The 22,732-nt window shown below is 57.8% G+C and carries 21 protein-coding genes; 3 read left to right on the top strand and 18 right to left on the bottom strand.

Features of this window, described 5'->3' with window-relative positions; genetic code table 11:
- Positions 1-154: 154 nt before the first annotated feature.
- Genes AAE027_RS12525 through AAE027_RS12510 form a run of 4 tightly spaced genes read right to left on the bottom strand, consistent with a single transcriptional unit; the run spans position 155 to position 2,734 of the window.
- Positions 155-1,555 (bottom strand): ThiF family adenylyltransferase, encoded by a 1,401-nt coding sequence (locus tag AAE027_RS12525; protein ID WP_370988313.1) that lies wholly within the window; start codon positions 1,553-1,555, stop codon positions 155-157.
- Entirely contained in the window at positions 1,537-2,001 is a 465-nt protein-coding gene (locus AAE027_RS12520; RefSeq protein WP_370988312.1) for a Mov34/MPN/PAD-1 family protein, read from the bottom strand. The genes AAE027_RS12525 and AAE027_RS12520 overlap by 19 nt, the downstream gene beginning before the upstream one ends.
- Positions 2,001-2,438 (bottom strand): putative metal-binding protein, encoded by a 438-nt coding sequence (locus AAE027_RS12515; RefSeq protein ID WP_370988311.1) that lies wholly within the window; start codon positions 2,436-2,438, stop codon positions 2,001-2,003. Before AAE027_RS12515 ends, AAE027_RS12520 begins: the two co-directional genes overlap by 1 nt.
- Positions 2,438-2,734: a hypothetical protein gene (locus AAE027_RS12510; RefSeq protein WP_370988310.1), complete on the bottom strand. Its 297-nt coding sequence runs from the start codon at positions 2,732-2,734 to the stop codon at positions 2,438-2,440. Before AAE027_RS12510 ends, AAE027_RS12515 begins: the two co-directional genes overlap by 1 nt.
- 126 nt (positions 2,735-2,860) lie before the next feature.
- Here AAE027_RS12510 and AAE027_RS12505 point away from each other — a divergent pair, with 126 nt between their 5' ends.
- A complete protein-coding gene (locus tag AAE027_RS12505; RefSeq protein WP_370988309.1) occupies positions 2,861-3,226 on the top strand; it encodes a helix-turn-helix domain-containing protein in 366 nt (121 codons plus the stop codon).
- 10 nt (positions 3,227-3,236) lie between these two features.
- On the top strand, positions 3,237-3,854 hold the full coding sequence (locus AAE027_RS12500) for an ImmA/IrrE family metallo-endopeptidase (RefSeq protein ID WP_370988308.1): 618 nt from the start codon (positions 3,237-3,239) through the stop codon (positions 3,852-3,854).
- A 29-nt stretch (positions 3,855-3,883) separates the two neighbouring features.
- On the opposite strand, the gene AAE027_RS12495 is transcribed toward AAE027_RS12500, so the two are convergent.
- The 7 genes from AAE027_RS12495 to AAE027_RS12465 form a co-directional block, all read right to left on the bottom strand.
- Positions 3,884-5,284, bottom strand: a complete 1,401-nt coding sequence (locus AAE027_RS12495) for a DUF2130 domain-containing protein (RefSeq protein WP_370988307.1) — start codon at positions 5,282-5,284, stop codon at positions 3,884-3,886.
- Between the two features lie 204 nt (positions 5,285-5,488).
- Entirely contained in the window at positions 5,489-5,767 is a 279-nt protein-coding gene (locus AAE027_RS12490) for a hypothetical protein (protein ID WP_370988306.1), read from the bottom strand.
- A gap of 451 nt (positions 5,768-6,218) precedes the next feature.
- Entirely contained in the window at positions 6,219-6,878 is a 660-nt protein-coding gene (locus tag AAE027_RS12485) for a hypothetical protein (RefSeq protein WP_370988305.1), read from the bottom strand.
- A 38-nt stretch (positions 6,879-6,916) separates the two neighbouring features.
- Positions 6,917-7,948 (bottom strand): agmatine deiminase family protein, encoded by a 1,032-nt coding sequence (locus AAE027_RS12480; protein ID WP_370988304.1) that lies wholly within the window; start codon positions 7,946-7,948, stop codon positions 6,917-6,919.
- Positions 7,949-8,950: 1,002 nt separating this feature from the next.
- Positions 8,951-9,970 carry a hypothetical protein gene (locus AAE027_RS12475; protein ID WP_370988303.1) on the bottom strand — a complete coding sequence of 340 codons (1,020 nt, stop codon included), beginning with the start codon at positions 9,968-9,970 and terminating at the stop codon, positions 8,951-8,953.
- Between the two features lie 105 nt (positions 9,971-10,075).
- A complete protein-coding gene (locus AAE027_RS12470) occupies positions 10,076-10,912 on the bottom strand; it encodes a pentapeptide repeat-containing protein (RefSeq protein WP_370988302.1) in 837 nt (278 codons plus the stop codon).
- A 31-nt stretch (positions 10,913-10,943) separates the two neighbouring features.
- Entirely contained in the window at positions 10,944-11,939 is a 996-nt protein-coding gene (locus AAE027_RS12465; protein WP_370988478.1) for a helix-turn-helix transcriptional regulator, read from the bottom strand.
- Between the two features lie 71 nt (positions 11,940-12,010).
- Here AAE027_RS12465 and AAE027_RS12460 point away from each other — a divergent pair, with 71 nt between their 5' ends.
- Positions 12,011-15,358, top strand: coding sequence for a TM0106 family RecB-like putative nuclease (locus tag AAE027_RS12460; RefSeq protein ID WP_370988301.1), 3,348 nt, complete (start codon positions 12,011-12,013; stop codon positions 15,356-15,358).
- Between the two features lie 106 nt (positions 15,359-15,464).
- Here the strand turns inward: AAE027_RS12460 and AAE027_RS12455 are convergent, their stop codons facing one another.
- The 7 genes from AAE027_RS12455 to AAE027_RS12425 form a co-directional block, all read right to left on the bottom strand.
- Positions 15,465-15,626, bottom strand: a complete 162-nt coding sequence (locus tag AAE027_RS12455; protein ID WP_370988300.1) for a hypothetical protein — start codon at positions 15,624-15,626, stop codon at positions 15,465-15,467.
- Positions 15,627-15,798: 172 nt separating this feature from the next.
- Positions 15,799-17,463, bottom strand: a complete 1,665-nt coding sequence (gene tnpC / locus AAE027_RS12450; RefSeq protein ID WP_370988299.1) for an IS66 family transposase — start codon at positions 17,461-17,463, stop codon at positions 15,799-15,801.
- 45 nt (positions 17,464-17,508) lie between these two features.
- Positions 17,509-17,829 (bottom strand): IS66 family insertion sequence element accessory protein TnpB, encoded by a 321-nt coding sequence (tnpB, locus tag AAE027_RS12445; RefSeq protein WP_425304745.1) that lies wholly within the window; start codon positions 17,827-17,829, stop codon positions 17,509-17,511.
- Positions 17,830-17,852: 23 nt separating this feature from the next.
- Entirely contained in the window at positions 17,853-18,254 is a 402-nt protein-coding gene (gene tnpA, locus AAE027_RS12440; RefSeq protein WP_370988298.1) for an IS66-like element accessory protein TnpA, read from the bottom strand.
- Between the two features lie 835 nt (positions 18,255-19,089).
- Entirely contained in the window at positions 19,090-20,112 is a 1,023-nt protein-coding gene (locus AAE027_RS12435) for a hypothetical protein (protein WP_370988297.1), read from the bottom strand.
- A 23-nt stretch (positions 20,113-20,135) separates the two neighbouring features.
- Positions 20,136-20,684 carry a cyclin-dependent kinase inhibitor 3 family protein gene (locus AAE027_RS12430; RefSeq protein WP_370988296.1) on the bottom strand — a complete coding sequence of 183 codons (549 nt, stop codon included), beginning with the start codon at positions 20,682-20,684 and terminating at the stop codon, positions 20,136-20,138.
- A 222-nt stretch (positions 20,685-20,906) separates the two neighbouring features.
- On the bottom strand, positions 20,907-22,673 hold the full coding sequence (locus AAE027_RS12425) for a GmrSD restriction endonuclease domain-containing protein (protein WP_370988295.1): 1,767 nt from the start codon (positions 22,671-22,673) through the stop codon (positions 20,907-20,909).
- Positions 22,674-22,732: the final 59 nt, after the last annotated feature.

The following is a 22,732-nucleotide window of genomic DNA, read 5'->3' as shown; positions in this document are numbered from 1 at the left end:
CGGGCCATTGCCGGCACGCGCTGCAGGCCTATTCACCCGACCTTACCGGCCGGGAGGTGCGGATCTTTAACGGGAGCAGGCGTAAGATCGAACGAAATGAGATGGCCGTGCGGGGTCGACCTTTGCTTCACCGTCACATTGACCAATGCCGGCTTCAGCTTGCCCATAGCCTCGTACGCAAACCACGCATCGCTCGCGCCCGGACCGAGTCCCCGCAGCACTCGCACGCGTTGAACCGGAGGCGAGTCAACCGACCTCGACTGAACGGCTCACGCCACGGCGAAACATGCCATTCGTTCGATTGTACCAATCCGGGCCGCGCGAGTCTGGTCATGACTTCGAACAGCAACAGCGTACCTGCCAAAACAGACACAAAGGCGAAGGGGGCAACGACTTGTTTGCCTACCGACGCATGCAGCTTGCCTGTTGCGCAGAGCGTCTTGTAGAGAGAATCGAATGCCTCGCCTTCGATTGTCGCCGGATCGAGGTGCGGGTGCTTTTGGGCAATCGCCGCCGCTGCGGCCGGCGATACACGACTGGTCTTGACCTCGTCGACACTCACGCCAAGGTGTTCGGCGATGATCTGGTCTTGCGAGGCCTCTTTTTCATCCGCCTTATACAGGCATCCCATGCAGGCGAGGTCCGAGCCCGCGCGGTTATAGTGGATGACCACCTCGCGAATGTCCGTGGTGGAGGCGTCAAACACCTCAGCCGCTAGCTCGTTCTGCAATTCACGGCGAGCACGCCGGCTGTCCACCGCGACGATAAGGCGCTTCAACCAGGCGCCTGATCGGTTCGGCAGGTCTTGCAAGCGCATGGGTTCAGGCTTTAGCCGGCAGCCGGGGATGTGTGGCTGCGCCTTCTCGCAAAGCGTTGAGGCCTTGGGATCGTCGATATCACCCTCGCCAAACCAGACCTGGCGCTGGAGATTGCCGGAGGAAACAACGTCATCATCGCAGACGCTGAGTTCTCCGCGCAGGTCAACGTGGCGAGCTGCCCACAGAAAGCCGTTGCCGATAGCGCCTGCACCGGCCAGGTGGGTCTCACCGATATCTAAAGCTTCATTTAGGACACTCAGGTCGGCCAGGATCTCGTCGTACCTGATTTCCAGGTGTTCCGGCGGGGGATTGGGAATGCCCTCTCCAACCGCACGGTGAACCGCGACAGCGGCACCGTAGCAGGCGGCGACGACCGAAAGCGCACTGTGAACCGGCTTTGAGCTGTGCACGCCTTCCGGCACGGGACTGAAGCAGCAGCTGTCCGGCCCGAGCCCGACGAAGACCGTAGCTGCACCTCCTCGCGGTTCGACTTCGCCGATGACCATTTCGACCAGGTAGCGCTGGCCGTCAGGCGTGTCGTGAACGTCTATGGTCCTCCCCAACACCGGCCGCAGTTCTTCATAGAACTGGCAGGCAGCAGCGTCGTCACGATCGAACGTGCAGAGCACTCGGCCATCAAGGCGCTCGGCGGCCTGTTCGGACGTAATGCCCGCCGCGAGCGCCAGCGCCTTGACGTTTTCCTGGCGCGCCTCGGGTGTCAGGATATTTGAAGCCATTTGCCAATCTCCCAAGCCGCCAGTTCTTGCCAGTGATTGTCGGCGCTGAGCCTGAAGGTCTTTTGATCCTGCATGAATGAGAAAGCGGTGGTCTGGGCCGCGAAGTACGGCACGACCAGCGACAGCGCATTTTCATGTCGCACGATGGCCCACTTGTCGTCGGCCAGTGAATGGAAGGCCTCGCGCGGGTGCGAATGAACCTGCGCGGCAATCTTCCAGCCGTGTTGGGCGAGGATGCCGATGATCTCGCGCATCGCCGGAGGGGGAATGCGGAAGATGTCCGCGCCCGCAACCTGCGCCGGCCGGCACACGGCCTCGATCTCAATGCCTGCAGCCGATTCGCGACCGAGCCAGAGCACCACGCACTCGTTGCCACGCCGGCCCGCTTCCTGGAGATGCTTCAGCGTCTCCTCGATGTGGTGGCGCTTGCAGATGACCTTCGACATTATCCGGCTCCTTTCAGCCATCCGTGCCACAGCTTGGTCATAAGGTCGCCGATGCCGAAGCCTGGCTTGCCCCTGAATTGGCTCCAAGGCTCAGCGAGGTGGCTTGAGTGTGTGTGAAATTCCCGGGAGCCCGCCATGCAGACGAACGGCCGGCCGGTGATGGGGTGAGCTGATGGGTTGTAGATATTTGAGAGGTTGGGAGGCAGGGACGACAGCAGAGCACCGGCCGAGGAAAACAAGGCTATCGACGGCGGCAGGTCATCCCAGTCATCGAACGACATCTTCAGCCTCAGCGGTGTCCGGCCGGGGCGCGTGAACTCGTAATCGATCACCGGGTAAGAGACCTCGTGCATTATCCAGCCGCGTGTAGACGCGAGATCGGGCGGCCAGCGTCCGACCTCTTCTTCGAAGATCAGCTTGGAAGCTTCGGGGTGCATTAGCAGCCCCCGCCGCCTTCGCGCGGACCCCAGTGGATCACGACCGTGCCCGTCAGATGATTCTGCTCGTAGGTCTTGTTCGGGTCGATGACATTGCCGTCGACCGTCGCTTCCCAGCCGGTGACATCCGTCAGGTGCAGCGCGTGCTGCGCCTGCTTCAGGATCTTATCGATCAGATCATCCGACTTGACCGATTCGCTGCCCTTGCGGGGAAACGCGCCAGACGTCGTGTAGACCGACGCCTGGATAGTCTTCGGATTCTTATCGTCCTGCTTCAGAACGTTCTCCGTCTCCATTTCAACCACCTCCTTTCCTTCGGCCATCCTGAAACAGGATGATTCCGTCCTCATACAGTAATGTTGCGGGAGGCGAGCTGTCAAGCTATTCTAGGACAAATCAATCCCAAAACAGGAGAAGTCCGGATGGCGAATATTTACAACCACATAGGAGAAACAATTCAGAGGCTCCGGACAAACTGGCCAGAAGGAAAGCTGAGTCAGGAGGGTCTGGCCGAGAAACTGGGGACAGCCGCAAACACGGTTTCGAGGTGGGAGACGGGTACTTACAAGCCAACCGCCGAAGACCTAGATAAGTTGGCGCGCCTGTTTAAAGTTTCAATCACCGTATTTTTCCCGGATCTGCAACATGATGACAAGCGAATCGCGGCGCTAACTTCAGCGACCGGCGGACTCGATAACGATGATTTTGAGGAAGTGATTCGGTACGCCGAGTTTAGAAAGGCGCGCCAAGCTCTTGAGAAGGCCAAGCGGCCGAAAAGCAAACGTTAGGAGATCCTAAATGACCCGCGATGAGTATTTTGAAGGGCTTAAAGCCCTCGCGCGAGAAAAGCGCATGTACCACGCGGTGCGTACAAACTCATTCGGCCTGCGAGAGGTCCGCCAAATCTACAAGAAAGAGGGCATCCGAATCGACCCCTGGCCTTTGCCCGCCAAGATCAAAGCCATGTACATGTGTGCGGACGGTGATTATTCCGTCGCCGTCCAACGGTCCTTGCCGGACGAGCCCAAGCTTTTCGCTCTCGTCCATGAACTCAAGCATCACTATGTCGACCAGGAGCAGATAGCCAACGGCGTGGTTACCTGCGGCGACTACAACCGCAATGAACTGATTGAGAAGGGCGCCGAAGTTTTTGCCGCCGAGTTCATTTATCCCGAGCAGGAGTTTTCAGAACTCGTGAAGTCCATCGGCATATCGACTTGGCGCCCGGAAGATATCGTCCGGCTCAAGCGTCGTATAGCGGCTAAGATTAGCTATACTTTCGTTCGAAAGCGTCTCGAACGGCTTGGGTTAGTGAGCCGCGGTGCGTTTGCGACGGTGCAGTTCAAAAAGCTCGAGGAGCAAATGTTCGGAGTGCCGTATTGGAAAGCGCGGATGCGCAGGAGGGCAGCGGGGTAGCTAGACGCACTGCAGGTCAAGTATGCGCCTCATTCAGCGGCCTGGCTTTTTAGCTCTGCAAACTTCGCCGCCATCGTCGGATTGCCCCGGGTCAGCTTCTTGATGGTCACATCCTGCGCCTTGTCGTTTGCGAGGCGCAGGTTGCGATCTGCACCTATCAACGCATCCTTCGTCTTCTGAAGATGGTCGATGGACTTGTCGATCTCAGTGATCGCGGTCTGGAAGTTCCTGGAAGCAAGATCATAGTTCTTCGAGAATGCGGTCTTGAAGGTCTCGAGCTGGCTTTCAAACTGAGTGATGTCGATATTCTGCGCCTTCACAAGCGCCAGCTCGGTCTTGTATTTGAGCGAATTGATCGCCGCATTCCGCAAGAGCGTAATCATCGGTAGGAAGAACTGCGGCCGGATGACGTACATTTTCGGGTAGCGGTGGAAGACATCGACGATGCCGGTATTGTAGAGTTCGTTGTCCGGTTCAAGCAGAGAGACCAGGATGGCGTATTCGCAGCCCTTCTCAGTGCGATCGCGGTCGAGCTCCTTGAGGAAATCTTCGTTCTTGCTTTTCGTAGCGGTTTTGTCGCTCTCGTTCTTCATCTCGAACATGATCGAGATGATCTCCATGCCGGCCTCGTCCAAGTCCCGGAAGATGTAATCGCCCTTGCTGCCGGTCCGCGCGTCGTTGTCTTTCTCGAAATAGGCTCGTGGGAAGGCCATCGACCGCACCCGGTTGAACTCGGTCTCGCAGTGTTGTTCGAGGGTCTCGCCGACCATCTTGGTTGATAGGCGGGCCTTCATATCCTTGAGGCGCTCGATCGCGTCATCGCGATCCTTGATCTGGGTTTCGTACTTGTCCTTGAGCGACTGCTCGGAGAGCTGCTTTTCAAGCTGTACCTGCTTGATGCCGTTTTTCAGCTCATCGCGCTCTTTCTCAATGGCGCCAACCGCTTCGGTCACGGCCAGCTTCTTCTCAAGCTCGACGGATTGAATTTTGGCCTTCAGCTCTTGGATTTCTTTTTCCGTGGCAGCAGTGATTTTATGCTGCTCGCTGGCCAGAAGCGCTTCAGCAAGCTCCGAGGCCGCCTTCTTTTCGCGCTCGGACTCGGCTAGCGCGTTCGCGAGCCTGTCCCGCTCCTTCTCGACGGCGCTGAGCGCCTCAGCTACCGCGAGCTTCTGGGCGACGCCATTCCCCTCAACCTTGGACTTCAACTCCTGAATTTCAGCGTCCTTAGTAGCTGTGATCTTCTGCAGATCGCTGCTTACCTGGGCCTTGGCCAATTCAACGGCGCTCTGATTGGCGCGCTCGGCCAGTTCCAGCCGCTCGTGCAGTTGCTGTGCGAAATCGGCGTCACGGACCTGCTTCAAAATCTCGGCATAGCCGGACTCATCTACCTTGAAGGCCTTGGTACAGTGGGGACAGAGGATCTCGTGCATGGTACCTGACTGGATTCGGGGCGGCTGCTGTTGTCGTTCAAATACGGGCTAGGGCCGGCAGAATCGACCGGCCGCACGAGAACAAAATTAGAACAAGGAAATTTAGCGGGTCAAGCTGGAAGCATTGGTTTTGCGCAACCTGCTGGAGGAAATTCCCTCTCCTTAAAGCTAATCATGCTGTCTCGAAGACAGAGATCTCGACGGCTAACGCCAGCGTGCTTGCTGATCTCTGACGCGCCGCGCCGAGGTCGGCTCGTCGTCCACCTCCTCGGACTCCTCGATCTCAATCCAGAGCATCAGCAGCGCGAACCCATCCTGCTGAGGATAAACTTGCTCAAAAAGCTCCGCCGGCTGGCCATCCTTCAGTTCCAACCAGTGCTCCGGAATGATGGATGACAACTCGCCGGCCACCCGCTGGCGCAGATCTTTCGCATAAAACTGGACGCGCGCGGGACCGGCTTTCCATAGGCCGCGGAAATCCACGGGAACGTCGGCCCCTTGTGGGCACGCCGGACTATGCCGTCCTTGATCACGACGATGGCCAGCTGCTTCGGATGATAGCGGGCGTAGGCGCGGGCGGCAGCTTCCTTGCTGACGTCAAAGTTCTTCGCGACCAGCGGGACCTACGCAAGTGTCGGATCGCCCTTGGGGATGAACTTCTTCAGGGCCGGCGGCGGGACCAAGTCGGGATGAGTCTCATCGAAGTGGGCGACTTGTTGCAAACGCTGTCTCAGCTCAAAACTAATGGTCTTGTTCATATTTGTGGATTGCCCTGCTTAGAAGAACCCCAGTCGGTTCAGGTAGAGGTCTTAGCCAGATACGCGGGAGCGCAGTAAAGACAGATGAAAATTCTCATCCGTTTCCGCCAGCGCTCTCTAAACGCAGAGGTTTCGAAATGGCTTGGCGGGACACCATGAGGGGGAGTTTGGTCTCGTTACGATCCGATCCGTGAGATAGAATAAACCGAAACTAAAAATTCGGAGTCGCGCTGGCTCGCTATATGCTCGACAACAAACTTCGCGGCATCAGGATCACATCGAATGATACGATCGACATGCTCACCCATCTTGCCTGAAAGTGGGTGCGGCCCTAAATCGCTGATCACAAGAGGCGCAACACCATCCCTCCTGGTCAAATTGAATTTGATAGGCCGTCTCGCAACATCGATTCCTCGTAGCAAAGTTGATTTCGATTGTTGTTCCGTTTGGCCGCTTGGTGGGTGTGCAGTAACCAGCAGCCGGCCGAATTCGGGGCTGTCGGGCAGCGCTAACTTCATCATGTCTTTGATCAATCGCTGATCATTGAGGTTCTTCTCTTTCAAGAGCTTAAATTCCACGAAGAGCTTCTCGGTTTTGCTCTCGGCGTAAAGATCTATATTGACATCGCCCCTATTCAGTCCTTCGAGGTTCCACTCGCACCATTCCCCGCTTATCCGCCAGCTTAGGCCCCGCCTCAGGGATTCGAAAAGAGGAATAGCAAGCATAGCTTCGCTAAGCAGACTTTCATCGAACCCAGAACTCGCCTTCTCTGCCAGCCAGCCGGTCGTGGCCGCTGCGAGACTTTTACCCAAGTTGATGATTTCGGACTGGTCCATAATCCTCCCCTTCCGCCATTCGCTACGCATATCAAGTTCTACAGTCGGAGAGCTTTTGGCACATCCTTCGTTAAGCAATGCACGCCACCACCACCCCTGGCGATGTGATCAATACATAGCATTCTGACTTTCCTCGTCGGGAATGCCTGCTGCAAGGCCTGGCGGGCGGCTTCGTCGCGTTCCAGATCTCCGAACCGTCCGGTTATAACCGCACCATTCGCGATATAGGCGTTCAGATAGCAAGGTGCGAACGTTTCATTTGAAAACCGCAAATAACGGTCGCGTGGCGGCAATACAACGTTCACTGCTAGCTTGCGCCCATTCGTATCGAGCTGACCGCGCAACGTGTCGATTTCAATCTGCCTGCGACGTCCCTCAGGCGTTTCCTCTCGATCGACTCCTTCGACAAGAATCCTGCTATCGGCGGCGAACAGAACATAGCCATCGACATGTCCGCTCGTGATCGGTTCATCCAAATCTCCTTCCAGCCATACAACCTTGCTAATTCCAAAGGCGGCGAGGCTCTGCTCGATTGCATGCATCTGCTCCTCCTGTGTCCGCCCGAAAGCCTGGTTGCGGTTGGGATTGAGCAGGCAACTTTTCGTCGTTATGACCATGCCCTGCCCATCGCTAGCAAGCGCCCCTCCCTCGGCAATGAAGGATGCGGGGACGGACGGAATTGACAAGGATGCCGCCAACAAGCCTGCCAGCCGGTCACCAGGACGTGCGGGACGAACTCGTCCCGATCCCCACCCGTTAAAATTCCAGTCGATGGCGCAAAGCCGACCATTCTGAAGAGCATATGTCGGGAGAATATCGCGCATCCAAATGTCATCGACGGGAGCCGGAATAATTTCGACAGCTCCACTGAAGCCCTGCTGCTTTGCGTCGGCCACCAAATCCGGCGGTACCAGCAGCCGGACCGGTTCGTGATCCGCAACAGTGGAGATGATTTCGCGAAGCTCGCGCTTCACCTTTTCGGTATATGAGCCCCATTCCCGATGAACCCCCCAGGACATGAAGCAAAAATCATGCGGCTCCCATTCGGCGGGTATTCTGATCGCGGACATGACAGCTGGCTCTATGACGTCCCGAGAGCGATTGCCTGGGGAGCAATTCGCAGCCTTCCTTCGAACAAGCTTCCGTCACGAGCGATCTTTTCGAATCCTAAGGCCAAACGTTTTGCAGAAAGCGCTCGAACCAGGTCCTGTACCAACGAATTCAAAGGCAGCGATCTCGCATTGCAACACGCCTGCTCATCTAGCCCGAGCATCTTGTCGTCGGTCCAAAAGAATTTATCACAGTAAGCCAGCGCCTTTCTGATTCTCGGATTTCCAGCAACCGTTTCGCACAACACCGGCCCGCAACCGGACCAATGCTTAAATCCGACAACGACGTCGTAGGAGTCCCGGACGTGCGGCAAGATGTCAGGCCAATCAATCCGGCTAAGCCCACAGGAGCTCATATCAATGAGCGCCAGAGATGCGGATGCCTTCCTCTGAGAATTGATTGCCCGCACGTGAGAACCTATGTGACCGTGGCCATCAAGGTGAAACGAACACTGTCCGACGCAGGGGTCGAATCCATACCATTCCGTTACGGCACTAAGCGTGGCTCCGACGCTTCGTGTCAAAGTTCGGAGAGAGAATACATCGTCCCAGATCACTGTCCGTCCGACTGACGCAGGGAGGCTGCTGCTGTCGATCTCGCTGACCCTAAAACTCCAAAGATCGACGGATACGGCCTGGTCGTCCGGAAAGCATTGTCCGCTCGTCGTTGCAAAAAGACAGCCATGCCGAAGCTCATCATCGAGAATGATCGGCGAGTGCTGGATTGCGTCGCTCGTCCCAGCGTCTCGTCCACAGATCAGCGGCAAGACCGAGCAGATGCCCACTCCTCCGATAAGGCTGCGTCGAGAAAGGCCTTTCAAGATGATCTCCACAATCCTTGGGTGAATGCATAATGAATGATTTGTCAAATAGCTCTAATTCCCAGACAGATTGTCGTATCTGCTCCTTACACCTTCAACGATGCCCCAGGCCTTAGCTGCCGTAAGCGCGCTGATGTCCAGTTTAAACGTCGACTTTGACTCCAGAACCATCGGTCATCACGGCGAATCTTAACAATTCGATGTCATGCTCTTTCATTGCAGCGTGAATGTCATTTGGAAGCACTCGGTCTTTCGGAATTACCAAGAATTTGCGCGGCTTCGGTTGTTCTGCCGAGTGAACAATGAGCTGTCCGATGGCGGTATAGAGAACCTGTCGGTCAACTGACGTCTTAGCTTCGTAAACTTCGGTCAGCACCCCGCTGTCTCGAACAGCGAGATCGATTAGATTGGTATTGTAGATGACCTCGCCCGGCGTTTTCAATTTGCTGCGCTTGCGGTACAGTTCGTCGATCACATCGCCATGATAGCTCAGGTATTCAACGGTGCCGTCGAGGTAACCCATTTTCAAGCCGGCGAACTCGGGGCTGAAGTTTTGAAGCTCCTCGACAAGTTCGCGAAACTTCGGATCTTCATGATGCCCCTGTTTCACGAATTCTTTGAACAAGGCGACTCTTTTTACGAATCGTTCAACTCTCCCGACGAATGTTTCGCGATCGAGAGAACCAATCACAATTCCTGAACGCTGGGTACCGCCGGATACATCCAAGACAGGAACAACCGGACTGCGGCTCCAGGCCAGGAAGGCGGTTTTGCCCACTCCCTTGGCTCCGCCACCAACCTTGCCGGTGTGCATTAGGTAGATCTTCTTGGTAGCCGGATCACGCGCGAAAAAGCCGGACACTCTCCCACTGTTGTCGTCGACAGCGATGTTTAGCTCGACAGTGGGAGTTTGAGCGGAACGAGATTCGTCGTAGATCCCAAGCGCGTTCCAATATCTTGGAATTTTTGCGTCCTTTAACGTCAGTGTTCTTTCACCGTACCAAAGATGGCCATCCCCCTTCGTAAAGAGTTCTAGATCGTCATTGCCGCCTGGGAATCCCACGGTTTGGACGCCTACCGAAGGCGATGCGCTCCGCACGATGCTTGACAACGTCTTCTGAAGGCGCGCTTTCTCGTTTTTGGCAATAATCAATTCAAGCATTCACTATCCTCCTCTAACACGATTAGATCGTCCAGTTTCTTAGAGCTACTCAGCCCACAGAGGGCTCACACGCCGAATCGTTTCGCCGCACCATGTATGTTGGTCTTAAACATCATCCCGCGACTTCTGCAGACCTATCGTACCTGCCGGCGTACCAGGCCATGTGCAGTCGGGGCCAATAGTGGCCCCGGAGAAGTCGGCGCGATCAAATGCAAAACGGAATCGCGTCGCGTTGACGGTTGTGTTCCCGAACTTCGTTCGTATCAGCCGTGATCCCGCGAAAGAGTTCGGACAGTAGACGGCGTCGCCATCGAAGCGCGAGCAGGAAAGGTCCGCATCTACCAGCGACGCATGCGTGAACTGGGCGCCACAGAAATACCCTCTCACCCGCGCCTGCTTGAAATCAGCGAGATCGAGATCCGTGTTGATGAAAGTGGCGGCGGGCGAAAAGTCGTCGGCAGAAACGTCTCCGGTCTGCCTTGCGGCTGGCCAGCCCCAGACCACGTGATTGCACAGAGCCCGACGCAAGGTTGCACCGCTAAAGACCGGGGCAGAAAGAAAGGACGATGTCATCCGTGCACCCTGGAGCGAGGCGTGGTGGAAACTCAATTCATTGCCCCTGATGCCGGAAAGATCCGCGCCCGTGAAATCGGCGCCTCGCAGATCCACAGTGCCCGGCTGGTCCGAGAGAAAATCGAGTCCCGAGAGGTCGCAGTTCGCGAAGACGGCTCGGGCGCCTTCTGTCTCGTTCGTGAGCCACCGGAAATGCAGGTCGATTGCTTCGGCGAGACCCGATTGCGTGACGCGCAGTTTGCGGTGCCTCGCAACAACCGGGCTGGCAATGCCCGGCCCTGCGCCAAGGAGGCATGCTGCCGCAAGAACGGTACGTCTGGCAAAGCGTTGCATGAAATGATCCAGCGGCTGTTTCGCTATCTCCAGCATGCACTCGCCCGGTGACAGATTCTGGCATGTCTTATGGAAGAGCCGGGAAGTCGGAGCGCCTGTAGAGAAGCACCATCTTCCTCAGCGCTTCCGGTGCCAGCACCTCGACTTGGTCACCCCACATATATAGGTGCCAGCACATTTCGAGATGACCGGAGGCCCAGAAGCGCACAATGAGCGAGCCATCGGGTTGGTTTTCGAACACCTGGCTGGGGTGGAAAGCGAAGGCACGCGCATGATCGGCTGCGGAGGGCGTGAAACGCCAGACTACCTCGCCAAATTCCGTATCATTGTGGAATGCACCAAAAGCCTTTCGCGCGTGTTCGTGCAGGTCGAAGCCTGGATCGCGAACGAAGCTCTCGCCCGTCAGCTCACCCGACTGGATGCGCTCCGCCACAAAGTGTCGGAGCGGACCACCGGGATCGTCTTTCGCCCTTGCAACCAGATAGCGCCGGATTCCGATCAGAACACCATAGGGCTCAACCACACGCATGCTCGGCTCCGCGGCCCCTCGGGAATGATACGTGATCCTGAGCCGCCGCGAGGATTTGATGGCATTCGAGATGACAGCGGCGATTTCCGGTCTGATCCTGGCAGCCGGACCCGGCCGGGAGGCAAGGCCCTGAGCCTCCAGCAGCACCTCATGATCGGTCTCAACCCTCGCCATTTTGCTGCGCGGCACAAGCGCGAGGATTTTTTCCTTCAGACGCCGCAGCTCGGCAGCCTCGAGGCCGGACGCCGTGCGCTGAAGGGTCTCGATCGCCAGATCCAGTGCCGCAAGTTCTTCGGGCGACAAAGTCAGCAGGTCCCGTACCGCGCTGGTCTGAAGCCGCCAGCGCTTGAGTCCCTGCTCGTCGTAGCCTGACGCGGTGTCCGGAAACTGCGCTTCCAGCGCCTGCATCATGCGCTGGGCGGTACGCCGCGAGATCTCGAAACGCTCCTCGACATCCGCGAGCGTCACGCCCGCACGATGCGCCATGACGTAGGTCGTAAGATCGAGAAATTGTTGAGTTTTTTCGAAAGACATGACTGCCAACCGCCGGGGTGACAGCTATTGTCATCCATACCCGTTACGGTAGTCTTACACACGGGGGAGTTATGCGAGTTCAGGGGCAGCAGGTCCTTCTATCGGCGTCCGATCTGATGCGTTTCATGTCTTGCAAACATGCGACAGCGCTGGATTTGCGGTTTGCCCGGGGCGAGGATCTGGTCCCCACCGAGGACAGTGAAGACGCCCAGCTTCTTCAAAAATACGGGGACGATCACGAGCTCCGCTACCTCTCGGCCCTGAAGGCCGATGGCCAGAAGGTTCTTGAGCTCAACCGCGACAGCGACCTTGCGACCGCGGCGAATAAAACGCGCGAGGCTCTGGCGACTGGCCCAGACGTTGTCTTCCAGGGTGCTCTGCTCAGCCTCCCGTGGGGCGGCTGGTCGGATTTTCTGATCCGTGTTGAGCGGCCTTCTGCCCTTGGCTCGTTCTCGTACGAAGTGGTTGATACTAAGCTTAAGCGCAAGCCGGATCCCAAGCACATCCTGCAGCTCGTGCTCTATTCCGATCTTCTGTCCGAAATTCAGCACCTCGAGCCCGAACATGCGCATGTCGAACTCGGCAACGGGAAGCGCTTTTCATTCCGTCTGAACGAGTACGCCGCATATTCACGTTATGCGCGGCAGCGGCTCGAGCAATTCGTGGTCGCGCCTCCGACAACGACGCCGGATCCCGTCAAAATGTGCGGGCTCTGCCGCTGGCGCGATACTTGCGAGAAATTCTGGAATGAGACCGACAGCCTCTCATTGGTGGCCGGGATCAGCCGCAGCCAGCGCGGCAAGCTGCTCGCCTCTGGCGTCACCACGATGACCCAGCTCGGGCAACTCAGTCAGCGCATTCCCAAGCTTGCCGAAGCGACCCTGCAGAAGCTCGCCGCCCAGGCGCGGCTGCAGACCCTGCGGCGGGCAGGCGGGCCCCCGTCTTTCGAGCTGAAACCGTTCGACCCCAATCGCGGCCTCGCGCTGTTGCCGAAACCCGATCCGGGCGATGTCTTCTATGACATCGAGGGCGATCCTTATTTCGAAGGCGGCCTCGAATATCTGCATGGCCTGTGGTTTCAGGATGGTGGCAACGGCGTCTTTAGAGATTTTTGGGCCCATGATCGGGCGGCCGAGGGCGAATCTCTAAGGAAACTGATGACGTTCTTCGCCGACAGGCTCGAGGAGTACCCCGGCGCCCACATCTACCACTATGCCGCGTATGAGATTTCGGCGCTCCGCCGCTTGACTTGCAGTCACGGCGTCGGTGAGGCTCTGCTTGATCAGATGCTGCGGGACCATCGTTTCGTCGATCTCTACACCGTCGTCTCGGGCAGTCTCATTGCCTCGGAGCCCGCCTATTCACTGAAAAACCTCGAAGTCTTTTACATGGAGGCGCGGTCCGGCGAGGTGAAGACGGCCGGCGCAAGCGTTGTCGCCTATGAGAACTGGCGCGACAGCCGGGATCCGAAAATCCTGCGCGAGATTCGCGACTACAATAGGGACGATTGCATCTCGACGCAGAAGCTGCGCGACTGGCTCGTGTCCAGTGTGAGGCCCGCAGACATGCAATGGGCCCCCCTGGGCGGGCCAAACGGCAAAGGCGACGGCAGACGCAACTCCGTCCATGACGATGAAGCAGCGGTCGCGGCACTGCGAAAGAAGCTCGTCCCCGTTCACGATCGATATGGGGAGGGTATCGCCGATCTGCTGTTCGATCTCAGCTGCTTCCACACCCGTGAAAAGAAGCCAGCCTGGTGGGCCATCTTCGACAAGATGAGCAAAGAGCTCGACGATCTGATCGAGGACGCGGAATGCCTGGGCGGACTGGTTGCCAAAACGCGGACCATCGACGCGGGCCGTTCCTGGGAGCGCACCTATGACTTTCCCGATCAGGAGAGCAAGCTCAAGCCGGGCGATTGCCACATCGAGGTGGATGGGCTGCCGGTCTCAGTGAATCTGATCAACCTCAATTACGCCCGCCGCACCGCGACGGTTCGGTTCTCTCAATCGCGCTTCCGCGAGGCGCCGAAATTCATCTCACTGCTGCCGGGACGTCCCCTCGACACGGATGCGATCGAGGGCGCAATCGAACGCGGGGTTGACTCTTTCATTCGCGGCAATGGGCGCTACCCGGCCATACGCGACTTCATCACCCGATCCTCGCCCCGGTTTACGAACGCGCGCCGTCTAAAAGCTGTCGTAGATGCCGGCAAGATGTTTGTGTCGGAGGTCGTTTCGGCGGTCGCGGAGCTGGATTGCAGCGTGCTGCCAATCCAGGGCCCCCCAGGAACGGGCAAGACCTATGTCAGTTCATGCGCGATCCTCGAACTCGTGCGCCGCGGCAAGCGCATCGCCGTCGCATCGCACAGCCACAATGCGATCGACAATCTCCTCTACGCAGTTCTCGATCGCGCAGCCGAGACCGGTACGACGGTCAGCATGGCCAAAAAGGGCGGCGGCGATTTCGACGCCAGGTACGGTGACCTGATCCACCAAACAGAAAGAAATGAGGATGCGCGGCTATTGTCAGCGTCGGTCGTGGGCGGCACGGCTTGGCTCTTTTCTCGAGTCGATTTTGAGGCAAGCTTCGACTACCTGTTTGTAGACGAGGCCGGACAGGTCTCGATCGCAAACACCGTGGCGATGGCGACTTGTGCGAAGAACGTCGTGCTGGTCGGTGATCCGATGCAGCTGTCGCAGCCGATCCAAGGTGCGCATCCCGGGGAGAGTGGCCAGTCGGCGCTTGAATATCTCCTCTCCGGTCATAATACGGTTCCGGTGGATCGCGGGATTTTTCTGCCGACGTCACGCCGGATGCACCCGGACATTTGCCGCATCATTTCGGATTTCGTCTACGAAGGGCGGTTGAATAGCGATGAGGGAGCTGCCCAGCAGTGCATCATCGGCGAGACTTATCCCCTGCGTACGGGAGCCCGTCTGATCGAGGTGCCGCACGCGGGAAACACGCAGAGCTCGCACGAGGAAATCGCGGCGATTCGAATTGAACTGCAGCGCCTGCTGGCATGTAAGTTTCGCGACCGTGCTGGACACGAGAGCAGATTAAGCCTCGATGATGTTCTGATCGTCGCTCCCTATAATCTTCAGGTTAACGCGCTCAAGGCGGCCCTGCCATCGGGTGCGCGGGTCGGAACGATTGATAAATTTCAGGGCCAGGAGGCTCCGGTCTGCCTGATCTCGATGACCACATCGTCAGGCGACGAAATCCCACGAGGCGTAGACTTTCTCTTCAGCATCAACCGCATTAACGTCGCAATCTCACGGGCGCAGGCTCTCTCGTTGATATTTGCGAGCCCACGATTGCTTGAGGTGGCCTGCAATACTGTCGAGGACATGCGGCTGGTCAACAGTCTCTGCGCGCTGCGGGAGCTTGATAGCGAAACACGTGTCGTGCGTTGATGTGGGTGGGTAAGAATCGCACGCGGCAGCAATACGTTGCTTGTCGCTTGCGCCCCTGCGTCGCAACGCCTTGGTTAAGGGGCCACGCTGTTGCCCCTCCTCGAGCTTACAGCTCAGCCTGGGCCAACACCCGTTGCACAACCGAGGCGCCGATCTCGAGCGTCCGGCCTATCTTGAGGATTTCCATCCCTTCGGCCCGGAGGTCGCGTTTGCGCGCTTCAACGGAAGCCTTGACTGGGCGCCGACCAAGTTTCACGCCGCGCTCCATACTGAAATCAAGTGTTTTCCGTATGGATCGTTCGTCCAGGCCGGTCCTCTGAAAAATCAAGGTCTTCCGAAGGAAGGAAACGTTGGGTTTTCGGTATGTACGCATACGACGAAGGCCGCCTGATTGACACATGCGCGAGCGCGGCGAGTTCTATGATGGCGTTGCGTGAAGGTCAGGCGGCTTGCTGATCGGCGGACTTGCCGGCTTGGTGCAGGAGCTTCCATTCCCAGGGCAGCAGTTCGCGCAGCCGCGACGCGGGAAGATCTGCGATCCGGGCGAGGACATCGGCGAGCCAGGCCTTTGGATCGACGTCGTTGAGGCGGCAAGTCGTGATCATCGTCAGCATGATCGCGGCACGGTCGGCGCCACGTTGGCTACCAGCGAAGGTCCAGTTGCGCCTTCCCAAGGCAATGCCTCTCAATGCACGCTCAGCGCAATTGTTGGTCAAGCAGATCCGGCCATCGTCGAGGAAGCGGACGAAGTCGTCCCAGCGCTTGAGCATGTAGTTCATGGGCTTCAGGACCTCGGCGGAGCGCGAGAGGCTTTCTCGCTCACGGAGCAGCCAGTCATGCATGTCGTCGAAGAGCGGCTTGCTCCGCTCCTGGCGCACGGCACGCCGCTCGTCGGCACTACGGCCGTTGATGGCGCGCTCGATCTCGAACAGCGCATCCAGACGCCTGACCGCCTCCAGCGCGATCGGGGAGACCGGTTTGCCCTTGCGGCCTTCCCGGGCGGCTTTCTCGATGTCAGCCAGCTCGAAGAATCCCCGCCGCGCATGGGCCAGGCAAAATGCCGGCGTGATCGGCATTGCTTTCCTTTTTGGGTCGAACAACGGCTCGAAGCCGCCATAGCAATCCGCCTGCAGAATGCCGGCGAAGGCGGCCAGATGCTTCTGAGGATGTTCGCCCCGTCGGTTGCCCGAGGCATAATAGACCGCCGCCGGCGGCGCAGGCCCGGCGAACGGCCGGTCATCTCGCACATAGGTCCAGATCCGGCCGGTCGTGCACTTGCCCTTCGCCAGGATGCGGATGGTGGTGTCGTCGCCATGAAGGCGCTCGGCCGCGAGTACATGATGCTCGATCAGCTGGAACAGCGGCATGACGGCGAACGTTCCGCGGCCGACCTGGTCGGCCAGCGTCGACAGCGGCAGGTCGATCCGCTCAGCCTTGAAGCGCACGCTCTGGCGATTGAGCGGGATATGCATGCCGAACTTGTCGAACAGCATTGTCGCCAGCAATTGCGGACCGATGAAGCCGCGCGGCGTGGCATGGAACGGTGCCGGCGGCTGGCTGATCTTCTCGCAATCGCGGCAGGTGAACTTCTCGCGTACCGTCTCGATCACCTTGAAGCGACGCGGGATCTCCTCCAGCGTCTTGGTCACATCCTCTCCGACCTTCGCCAGCCGAGATCCACCGCAGCAGGCGCAGCTCGTTGGAGCCTCAATGACGACGCGCTCGTGTTCGATGTCGTCCGGCCAAGGCTGGCGAACCGGCCGCTTGCGCATGAAGGGGCGAACGTTCTGCGTCTTCGCTGCTGCGGCCTGCGCGGCAAGCTCATTCTCGGTCGCCGTTGTGGCGAGTTCTTCGAGCTCCAATTCCAACTGCTCGAGTAACCGCGCCGTGCGCTCGGAGCGCTGCCCGTGCAGTTCGCGTTTAAGCTTCTCGATCCGCAGCTCAAGATGAGCGATCAGCACCTCGCTGTCTGACAGCTCCGCCCGCGCGTTGGCGGCATCCGCGACTGCCACATCGCGTTCAGCCTGCAACGCCTCGCGCTCGGCCAGCAGAGCAAGGTAGGCTCTCGCGAGATCCGACGGAAGATCGTTCGGCTTCGATGTCATGATGCCATTGAATCAGATCGAGCATCAGATTCAAACCCAAAACGATTATCCGACCCGCGTCGGACGCTGGGTTTCTTGCGGATTGCGCCAATCGATCCCGGACAACAGGTAGCTCAACTGCGCCAGCGAAATCGTTACCGCTTCACCGGCAACCGATGGCCAGATAAACTTTCCTCTCTCGAGTTTTTTTGTGAACAAGCAGGCTCCCTGACCATCGTGCCAGATCACCTTCACAAGATCGCTGCGGCGACCGCGGAAGACAAACAAATGACCGCTGAGCGGTTCTTTGTGCAGCACCTCCTGCACTTGGAGGGCCAGCGACGGAAAGCCTCTGCGCATATCCGTGTAGCCTGTCGCCAGCCACACTCGCACATTCCCTGGCACAGCAATCATCGGCGTCCAAGCACATCGAGGACCCGCGCCAGCGCCTCCGGATCGACGTGCGCATCCACCCGGATGCACCGTCGGTTGCCGAGATCGATCTCTATCAATCCAGTACGTGCGGCTGCCGCCGAGCGAACTCGGCCATCAACCGTAGGCAAAAGCTTCGCAGTTTCTTCAGTCGAGGCCGCTACGGCGGCGATCTGCACCGGCGTAAAAGATGGTGCAACTTGTCCCGATGTCCGTGCTTGTCGACGCCAGGTAAACACCAGGCTGGCCGCTACTCCGTTGCGCCGCGCAACCTCAGTTACCTTCGCGCCCGGTGCCAGCGTCTCCTCGACAATCCGTGCCTTGTCGTCCTGCGACCAACGACGCCGCCGCTCCAGCCCGCCCAAAACCTCGACCCGCATCGCCTGATGACCTTAAAGCTAGACTTAAGGTCACACGCTTCGCGAATTACCACCCCTCACGCAAGACGGCCCCCATCGGAGGCGTACTTCGGTATGGACTACTGTGCTGCAGAAACGCGCTGATCCAGCCCATGCCAGATAGCGGGGGTTGCTCGGAAAGCTTGCTTGCCAAAGTCAAAACACTCTTCATCGTCGCAAAATGCTGATCTTGGCTGATCGTTGGCCTCGCGCGCGGTCCGCCAAGGCGAGCATTTCGACGGCTGACAAGGTCTCGATCTAGGGAAGGCCGGAATGGCAGAAGAATAAGTCGAGCATCTCGGACTCTTCGCGGCTGATCGATCGCAACACGACTGATCCATCCTTTCTGACCAGCGCCTTCCGAAGGTCTTCAGGATATAGACGCACCCGTCACTCGAATTCCCGCTCAAATTCGATCATGCCAGCCTGCTCAATGCTCGAGAGCCGATTCGTCAATTCCTTTCTCTCCTTTGCATTAGCCAATTTTAAAGCTTCCTTGCCATCTCGGCCTCTCTGCGCGCGGACAGCAGGATGTAATGTTCGGGCGGCGCTGGCTCACCAGGCTGAGACTTCACGCCTCCCCGCAATGACGCTCTGTGGTTGTATGGACCTATGTTGGCAGCAGAGTTCCCCCAAGTTTCCACGGACACTAACAGTGGACGCGAGTGCTGTGGGATTGCTCACGAACGCCACCGGCAATTCATGAGCTCCGTGCGTCCTTGGGGATGGCTAAGAGCCGCCAAACTTCAGCTATTGGCTGCCGCCCTGGGCCCACCGAACACATCCCACTTGGGACCTGATCAGAGCCAAGTAAACGTTACGCTGTCTCAAACTCGCGCGCGATTGCCCGAAAAGTTTGCGAAGGTTCTCCAAAACTTACCAGCCGGACGTCGAGGGCGACATCCTTGAAAATCTCTAAGGCCCTCACAATGGCATCGTGAATCCATCGCTCGTCGTTTCCAAACGCTCCACCGCCAAGTGACGTGAGCAGCACCTTGTTTGATCCGCCGCGCGCAAGGTTGAGGACTCCACAGAGCAGTGTTGCCTCATAGGCCGCCTCAAGTATCAGCCTTGCGAACGGCTCCCAGGCCGGCCTAGGAATGCTACTGTATCCCACAGGAAGGGCAGAGCAGAATGCTTGAGACAGTAGTGGTCCCGGTTGGGCGCCCAGAACCTCGGTAACCTCGACGTCGCTGTGAAGGCCGATGCGAAGTTTTGCCCGGAGCGCATCAATTTCGCTCTCATCCAGCTCTCCCAAGTGAGCTGTTATCGCCTGCAACCCGCCTCGAGTACATAAGGCATAACCGTTCTTCATCTGCCAAAGCGCGGAAACGGGTTCGCGCAGAACCGTCGCCAAGGCGGTCCCAATGTCCGAAAGGCCGTCAAGTTGACGGGTGGCCGTTTGGCCGTGCTTATCGCCAATTGGGACAAAGTAGTTTCGATAAATGGTAGCCGCCCCGGCAGCAATCGCACAGGCCGGCCCCTGGGTTGGATCGCTCTGATACCGTGTGACGCCCCGTTCTGGGGTGATGTCGGGAGAGACCATTTCTAAGAGGTTGAACTGGGAAGCCACCTGGAAAAGCGCACCGGCGTTGGCCTGCTCCCGGTGCATGGGCCTGACGTCCCCGGTAACAATCTGCACCTTGAGTTTTCCACGCGCAGCATTTGCCGAAATTGCGGTTGCGCGAAGATCCGCTACCGACACCAGCTCAAGTCGTCCAACGCCGTAACGCTTTCCGTTGACCAGAGAATGCAGCTGACGTCCATCGACGGATAGCTTGGATCGCGTGTCGTCATACGTAGTTTCACGAAATCCGGTCAAGCGCTCAAACCAATCCATTTTTGCCTCCGCATGCAGTAACCTTAGGGAATAGCTACCGTTCGCCTTACCAGGGTCTCTTGGGCTAACGTTTCGATTGCACCTTTGCGCGCACGTCTCACTTCCCTAATGGCCTGTTCGGGCGCCATCCCGAGCTCGACCAAGAGCCGGGCTGCAATCATGCCGGCGCGCCCCAGTCCACCTTTGCAATGCACAACTATATCGCCGCCAGCCCGCAAGATCGCCCGGATTTCTTTGCCCTGCCTTTCCCAGTCCTTTTCGAAGCTCGGCGTCGGGACTGAGTAGTCGGCAATGGGCAAATGTCGCCACTCTAAGCCCCGACACTGGACCTCCGAGCCAAGATTTTGAACTCGAAGCGCTTCAAGTTCGTACTGCTCGACAAGCGTGATCACCATACGGGCGCCCCATGCGGTTATCACATCCAGATCGGCGGAAAGATCACGAGCCCACGCACCCGTCATGGCCGCATTGTCGTGCTTACCGGGGCAGAATGTGATGCCGATCCTCCCGTGTGTCGGGCTGGCGCGTACCGCCGCGATTTTGAGTGGATCGGTCTTGCTCGTGCGCGCCATGCTAAATTCACCCCTGACCTGAATAAGCGGAGCTAGCTTCGATTAACGGCGGATTGTTGCAAACGCTGCGCCATCACGAAATTAGATTTCTCTGCCATCGCCGACAATTGCCCTGCCTGACGACGGGTGTATTCATATATGGGTCCCGACCTGGCGCGATGGCGAAGACGACGAGATTGCGTTTGTTCAGACGCTTCTATGGTGTTACGGCGAAACTCAGTCCTACCCATGTGTAGATGTTGCGATGGCCTCGTTTGGCCAATTTCGGCCTGCTGCAAGATTATCCAGGGCGGCACGAATCATATGCGCTCTTGCTCGCAAGAACGCTTCATAATCAGCCTTGACCTTTCTTTGCCGCTCTTCGGAAGATGCTAGCTTCGCATATCCTCCCACATGCAGTTCCTCAAAAGGCACCACATGCGAACGGAGCCGATCCCGAATTACAGACTCTCCAAGATTTGAACGCGCGATTCGCTCTGACAGATATTGGATAGGCTCCTTCGCGGATATGTTCCGATTTGTGCTCATCGTGATCAAAATGCAATTGATCGCGCGGCTTCGTTCCTTTTCCGCGAGTTGTCCATCGTCGCGCAAGAGCGCATCAGGAAACAGGTGATGATACTCTCTCTTTGAAAGCCGCTCGCGCGAGACTGAATTTCCATCGGCAATGTCGGAGGCACCTGCTTTCAGAGAAACCGCGAGGATCGCCCGCGCAAGAGTTTCCTTTCGCTTTGGCCAACCCGCGTCAATGAGCTCGTCCACAGTCGGAAGAGGATAGTCAAGCTCGATAAATACGGGAACCGCTTCTTTCGCGGCACCGATCTCGAAATGATCCCGCAGCGCTCGAAAGTCCTGAAGAGAGCGGGTCGACGAGGAGTTCTCGTACCTCGATGTCGCAAACGACCTCCAAATATAGGACCGAATAACGGCCCTCGCATTTCCATGCTCGTCGAGCTTCTTCGGTATGTACTTGTGGAGCGCAGCTAACACCGGCATCACCGTGATCGTGGGAAGCCGCTTCTCGTCCAGGACGCCCTCCTCCTCGAGGACCTGCACTGCCCACTTCACCCCTTCGGTGATCTCAGTCCAATCATCATCTAGGCTACCGAGTTCGAGCTGGAAGAAACTGGCGTGCCCCGGCAGTTTGTTGGCGCGCAGGGCCGCGGTCTGCAGTGAAATCTGCTCGGCGGAGACATAGCTCCTTAGCGCAGGACATTTCTCATTCAGGTCTGTTACCAGCTTGTGTAGAGACTTTCCCGAGCGGGCTTCGAATTGAGCTACAATGATGTCAAAGGGATCGAGCGGGACAGCTGAGGTATTCATCTTCACAAAGACGTCTAAAGCGGTGGCGGGCTTCGTCCCGGCCTCGAGGATAAGCATGGGAAGATTGAACCGCTTTATCCTTTCCTGCAAATCTCGGAGCCCACTTTCAATAGTGCGGCTCACGCCAAGATCTCCTTTCGCTACATTATCACACCATTCCTGCCTCTGCGCCGAAATGTCGGATGGCTGAAGAAAGGATACAGGGGCAAGACGTCGCGCATAAACTTCAGCCGCATTGTCGGCCCACAATGGCAACCTGCGACCGTCCTTACCAAGCCAGCGACGAACTCTCACTATCCTCGATGGCACTTGGCCTTCCTCCGACGGTTGCGGCTCATCGAGCTGAACGAAGAAGGTTACATCCGCGTATAGATCATGAAGGCTGCGCCACAACGCAGTGAGCCGCTGCTGACCGTCGAGCAAATGCTCCGTGCAACGTTCGGAAGGGGCAGGCGCGCCGACGATTGACCGTGTGATGAACGGTTCTTTATCGCCGATTTCAAGTATAAGTGTAGAACCGATCGGTAGCCCGCTCAGTATGGAGTCAACAATCGATGCAACGCTCTCGTAATCCCATGCCTCAAACCGTTGAAACCGCGGCAACCTCAATTGGCCGCTTCGTATCCGGTTAAACCATGTTTCTAAATCTCGATCCCTAGCTTGCATTCCGTTCCCCCAGTCAGCAAAATAGCGCGGCGAACTCTATGGCTCGTGTGGAAGCTCAT

It is taken from the genome of Bradyrhizobium sp. DN3 (assembly GCF_041357655.1).
In the GTDB taxonomy this organism is placed as follows: Bacteria; Pseudomonadota; Alphaproteobacteria; order Rhizobiales; family Xanthobacteraceae; genus Bradyrhizobium.
This window is presented reverse-complemented; position numbering and strand designations above follow the sequence as displayed.

What these genes read in the sequence shown, in the direction of transcription:
- AAE027_RS12430 (WP_370988296.1), bottom strand. Translation starts at nt 20,684, where the DNA reads ATGGCGCGCACGAGCAAGACCGATCCACTCAAAATCGCGGCGGTACGC.
- AAE027_RS12460 (WP_370988301.1), top strand. Translation starts at nt 12,011, where the DNA reads ATGCGAGTTCAGGGGCAGCAGGTCCTTCTATCGGCGTCCGATCTGATG.
- AAE027_RS12525 (WP_370988313.1), bottom strand. Translation starts at nt 1,555, where the DNA reads ATGGCTTCAAATATCCTGACACCCGAGGCGCGCCAGGAAAACGTCAAG.
- AAE027_RS12475 (WP_370988303.1), bottom strand. Translation starts at nt 9,970, where the DNA reads ATGCTTGAATTGATTATTGCCAAAAACGAGAAAGCGCGCCTTCAGAAG.
- AAE027_RS12510 (WP_370988310.1), bottom strand. Translation starts at nt 2,734, where the DNA reads ATGGAGACGGAGAACGTTCTGAAGCAGGACGATAAGAATCCGAAGACT.
- AAE027_RS12470 (WP_370988302.1), bottom strand. Translation starts at nt 10,912, where the DNA reads ATGCTGGAGATAGCGAAACAGCCGCTGGATCATTTCATGCAACGCTTT.
- AAE027_RS12485 (WP_370988305.1), bottom strand. Translation starts at nt 6,878, where the DNA reads ATGGACCAGTCCGAAATCATCAACTTGGGTAAAAGTCTCGCAGCGGCC.
- AAE027_RS12515 (WP_370988311.1), bottom strand. Translation starts at nt 2,438, where the DNA reads ATGCACCCCGAAGCTTCCAAGCTGATCTTCGAAGAAGAGGTCGGACGC.
- tnpA (WP_370988298.1), bottom strand. Translation starts at nt 18,254, where the DNA reads ATGCGGGTCGAGGTTTTGGGCGGGCTGGAGCGGCGGCGTCGTTGGTCG.
- AAE027_RS12425 (WP_370988295.1), bottom strand. Translation starts at nt 22,673, where the DNA reads ATGCAAGCTAGGGATCGAGATTTAGAAACATGGTTTAACCGGATACGA.
- AAE027_RS12465 (WP_370988478.1), bottom strand. Translation starts at nt 11,939, where the DNA reads ATGTCTTTCGAAAAAACTCAACAATTTCTCGATCTTACGACCTACGTC.
- tnpC (WP_370988299.1), bottom strand. Translation starts at nt 17,463, where the DNA reads ATGACATCGAAGCCGAACGATCTTCCGTCGGATCTCGCGAGAGCCTAC.
- AAE027_RS12495 (WP_370988307.1), bottom strand. Translation starts at nt 5,284, where the DNA reads ATGCACGAGATCCTCTGTCCCCACTGTACCAAGGCCTTCAAGGTAGAT.
- AAE027_RS12500 (WP_370988308.1), top strand. Translation starts at nt 3,237, where the DNA reads ATGACCCGCGATGAGTATTTTGAAGGGCTTAAAGCCCTCGCGCGAGAA.
- AAE027_RS12505 (WP_370988309.1), top strand. Translation starts at nt 2,861, where the DNA reads ATGGCGAATATTTACAACCACATAGGAGAAACAATTCAGAGGCTCCGG.
- AAE027_RS12480 (WP_370988304.1), bottom strand. Translation starts at nt 7,948, where the DNA reads ATGTCCGCGATCAGAATACCCGCCGAATGGGAGCCGCATGATTTTTGC.
- AAE027_RS12455 (WP_370988300.1), bottom strand. Translation starts at nt 15,626, where the DNA reads ATGGAGCGCGGCGTGAAACTTGGTCGGCGCCCAGTCAAGGCTTCCGTT.
- AAE027_RS12435 (WP_370988297.1), bottom strand. Translation starts at nt 20,112, where the DNA reads ATGGATTGGTTTGAGCGCTTGACCGGATTTCGTGAAACTACGTATGAC.
- AAE027_RS12520 (WP_370988312.1), bottom strand. Translation starts at nt 2,001, where the DNA reads ATGTCGAAGGTCATCTGCAAGCGCCACCACATCGAGGAGACGCTGAAG.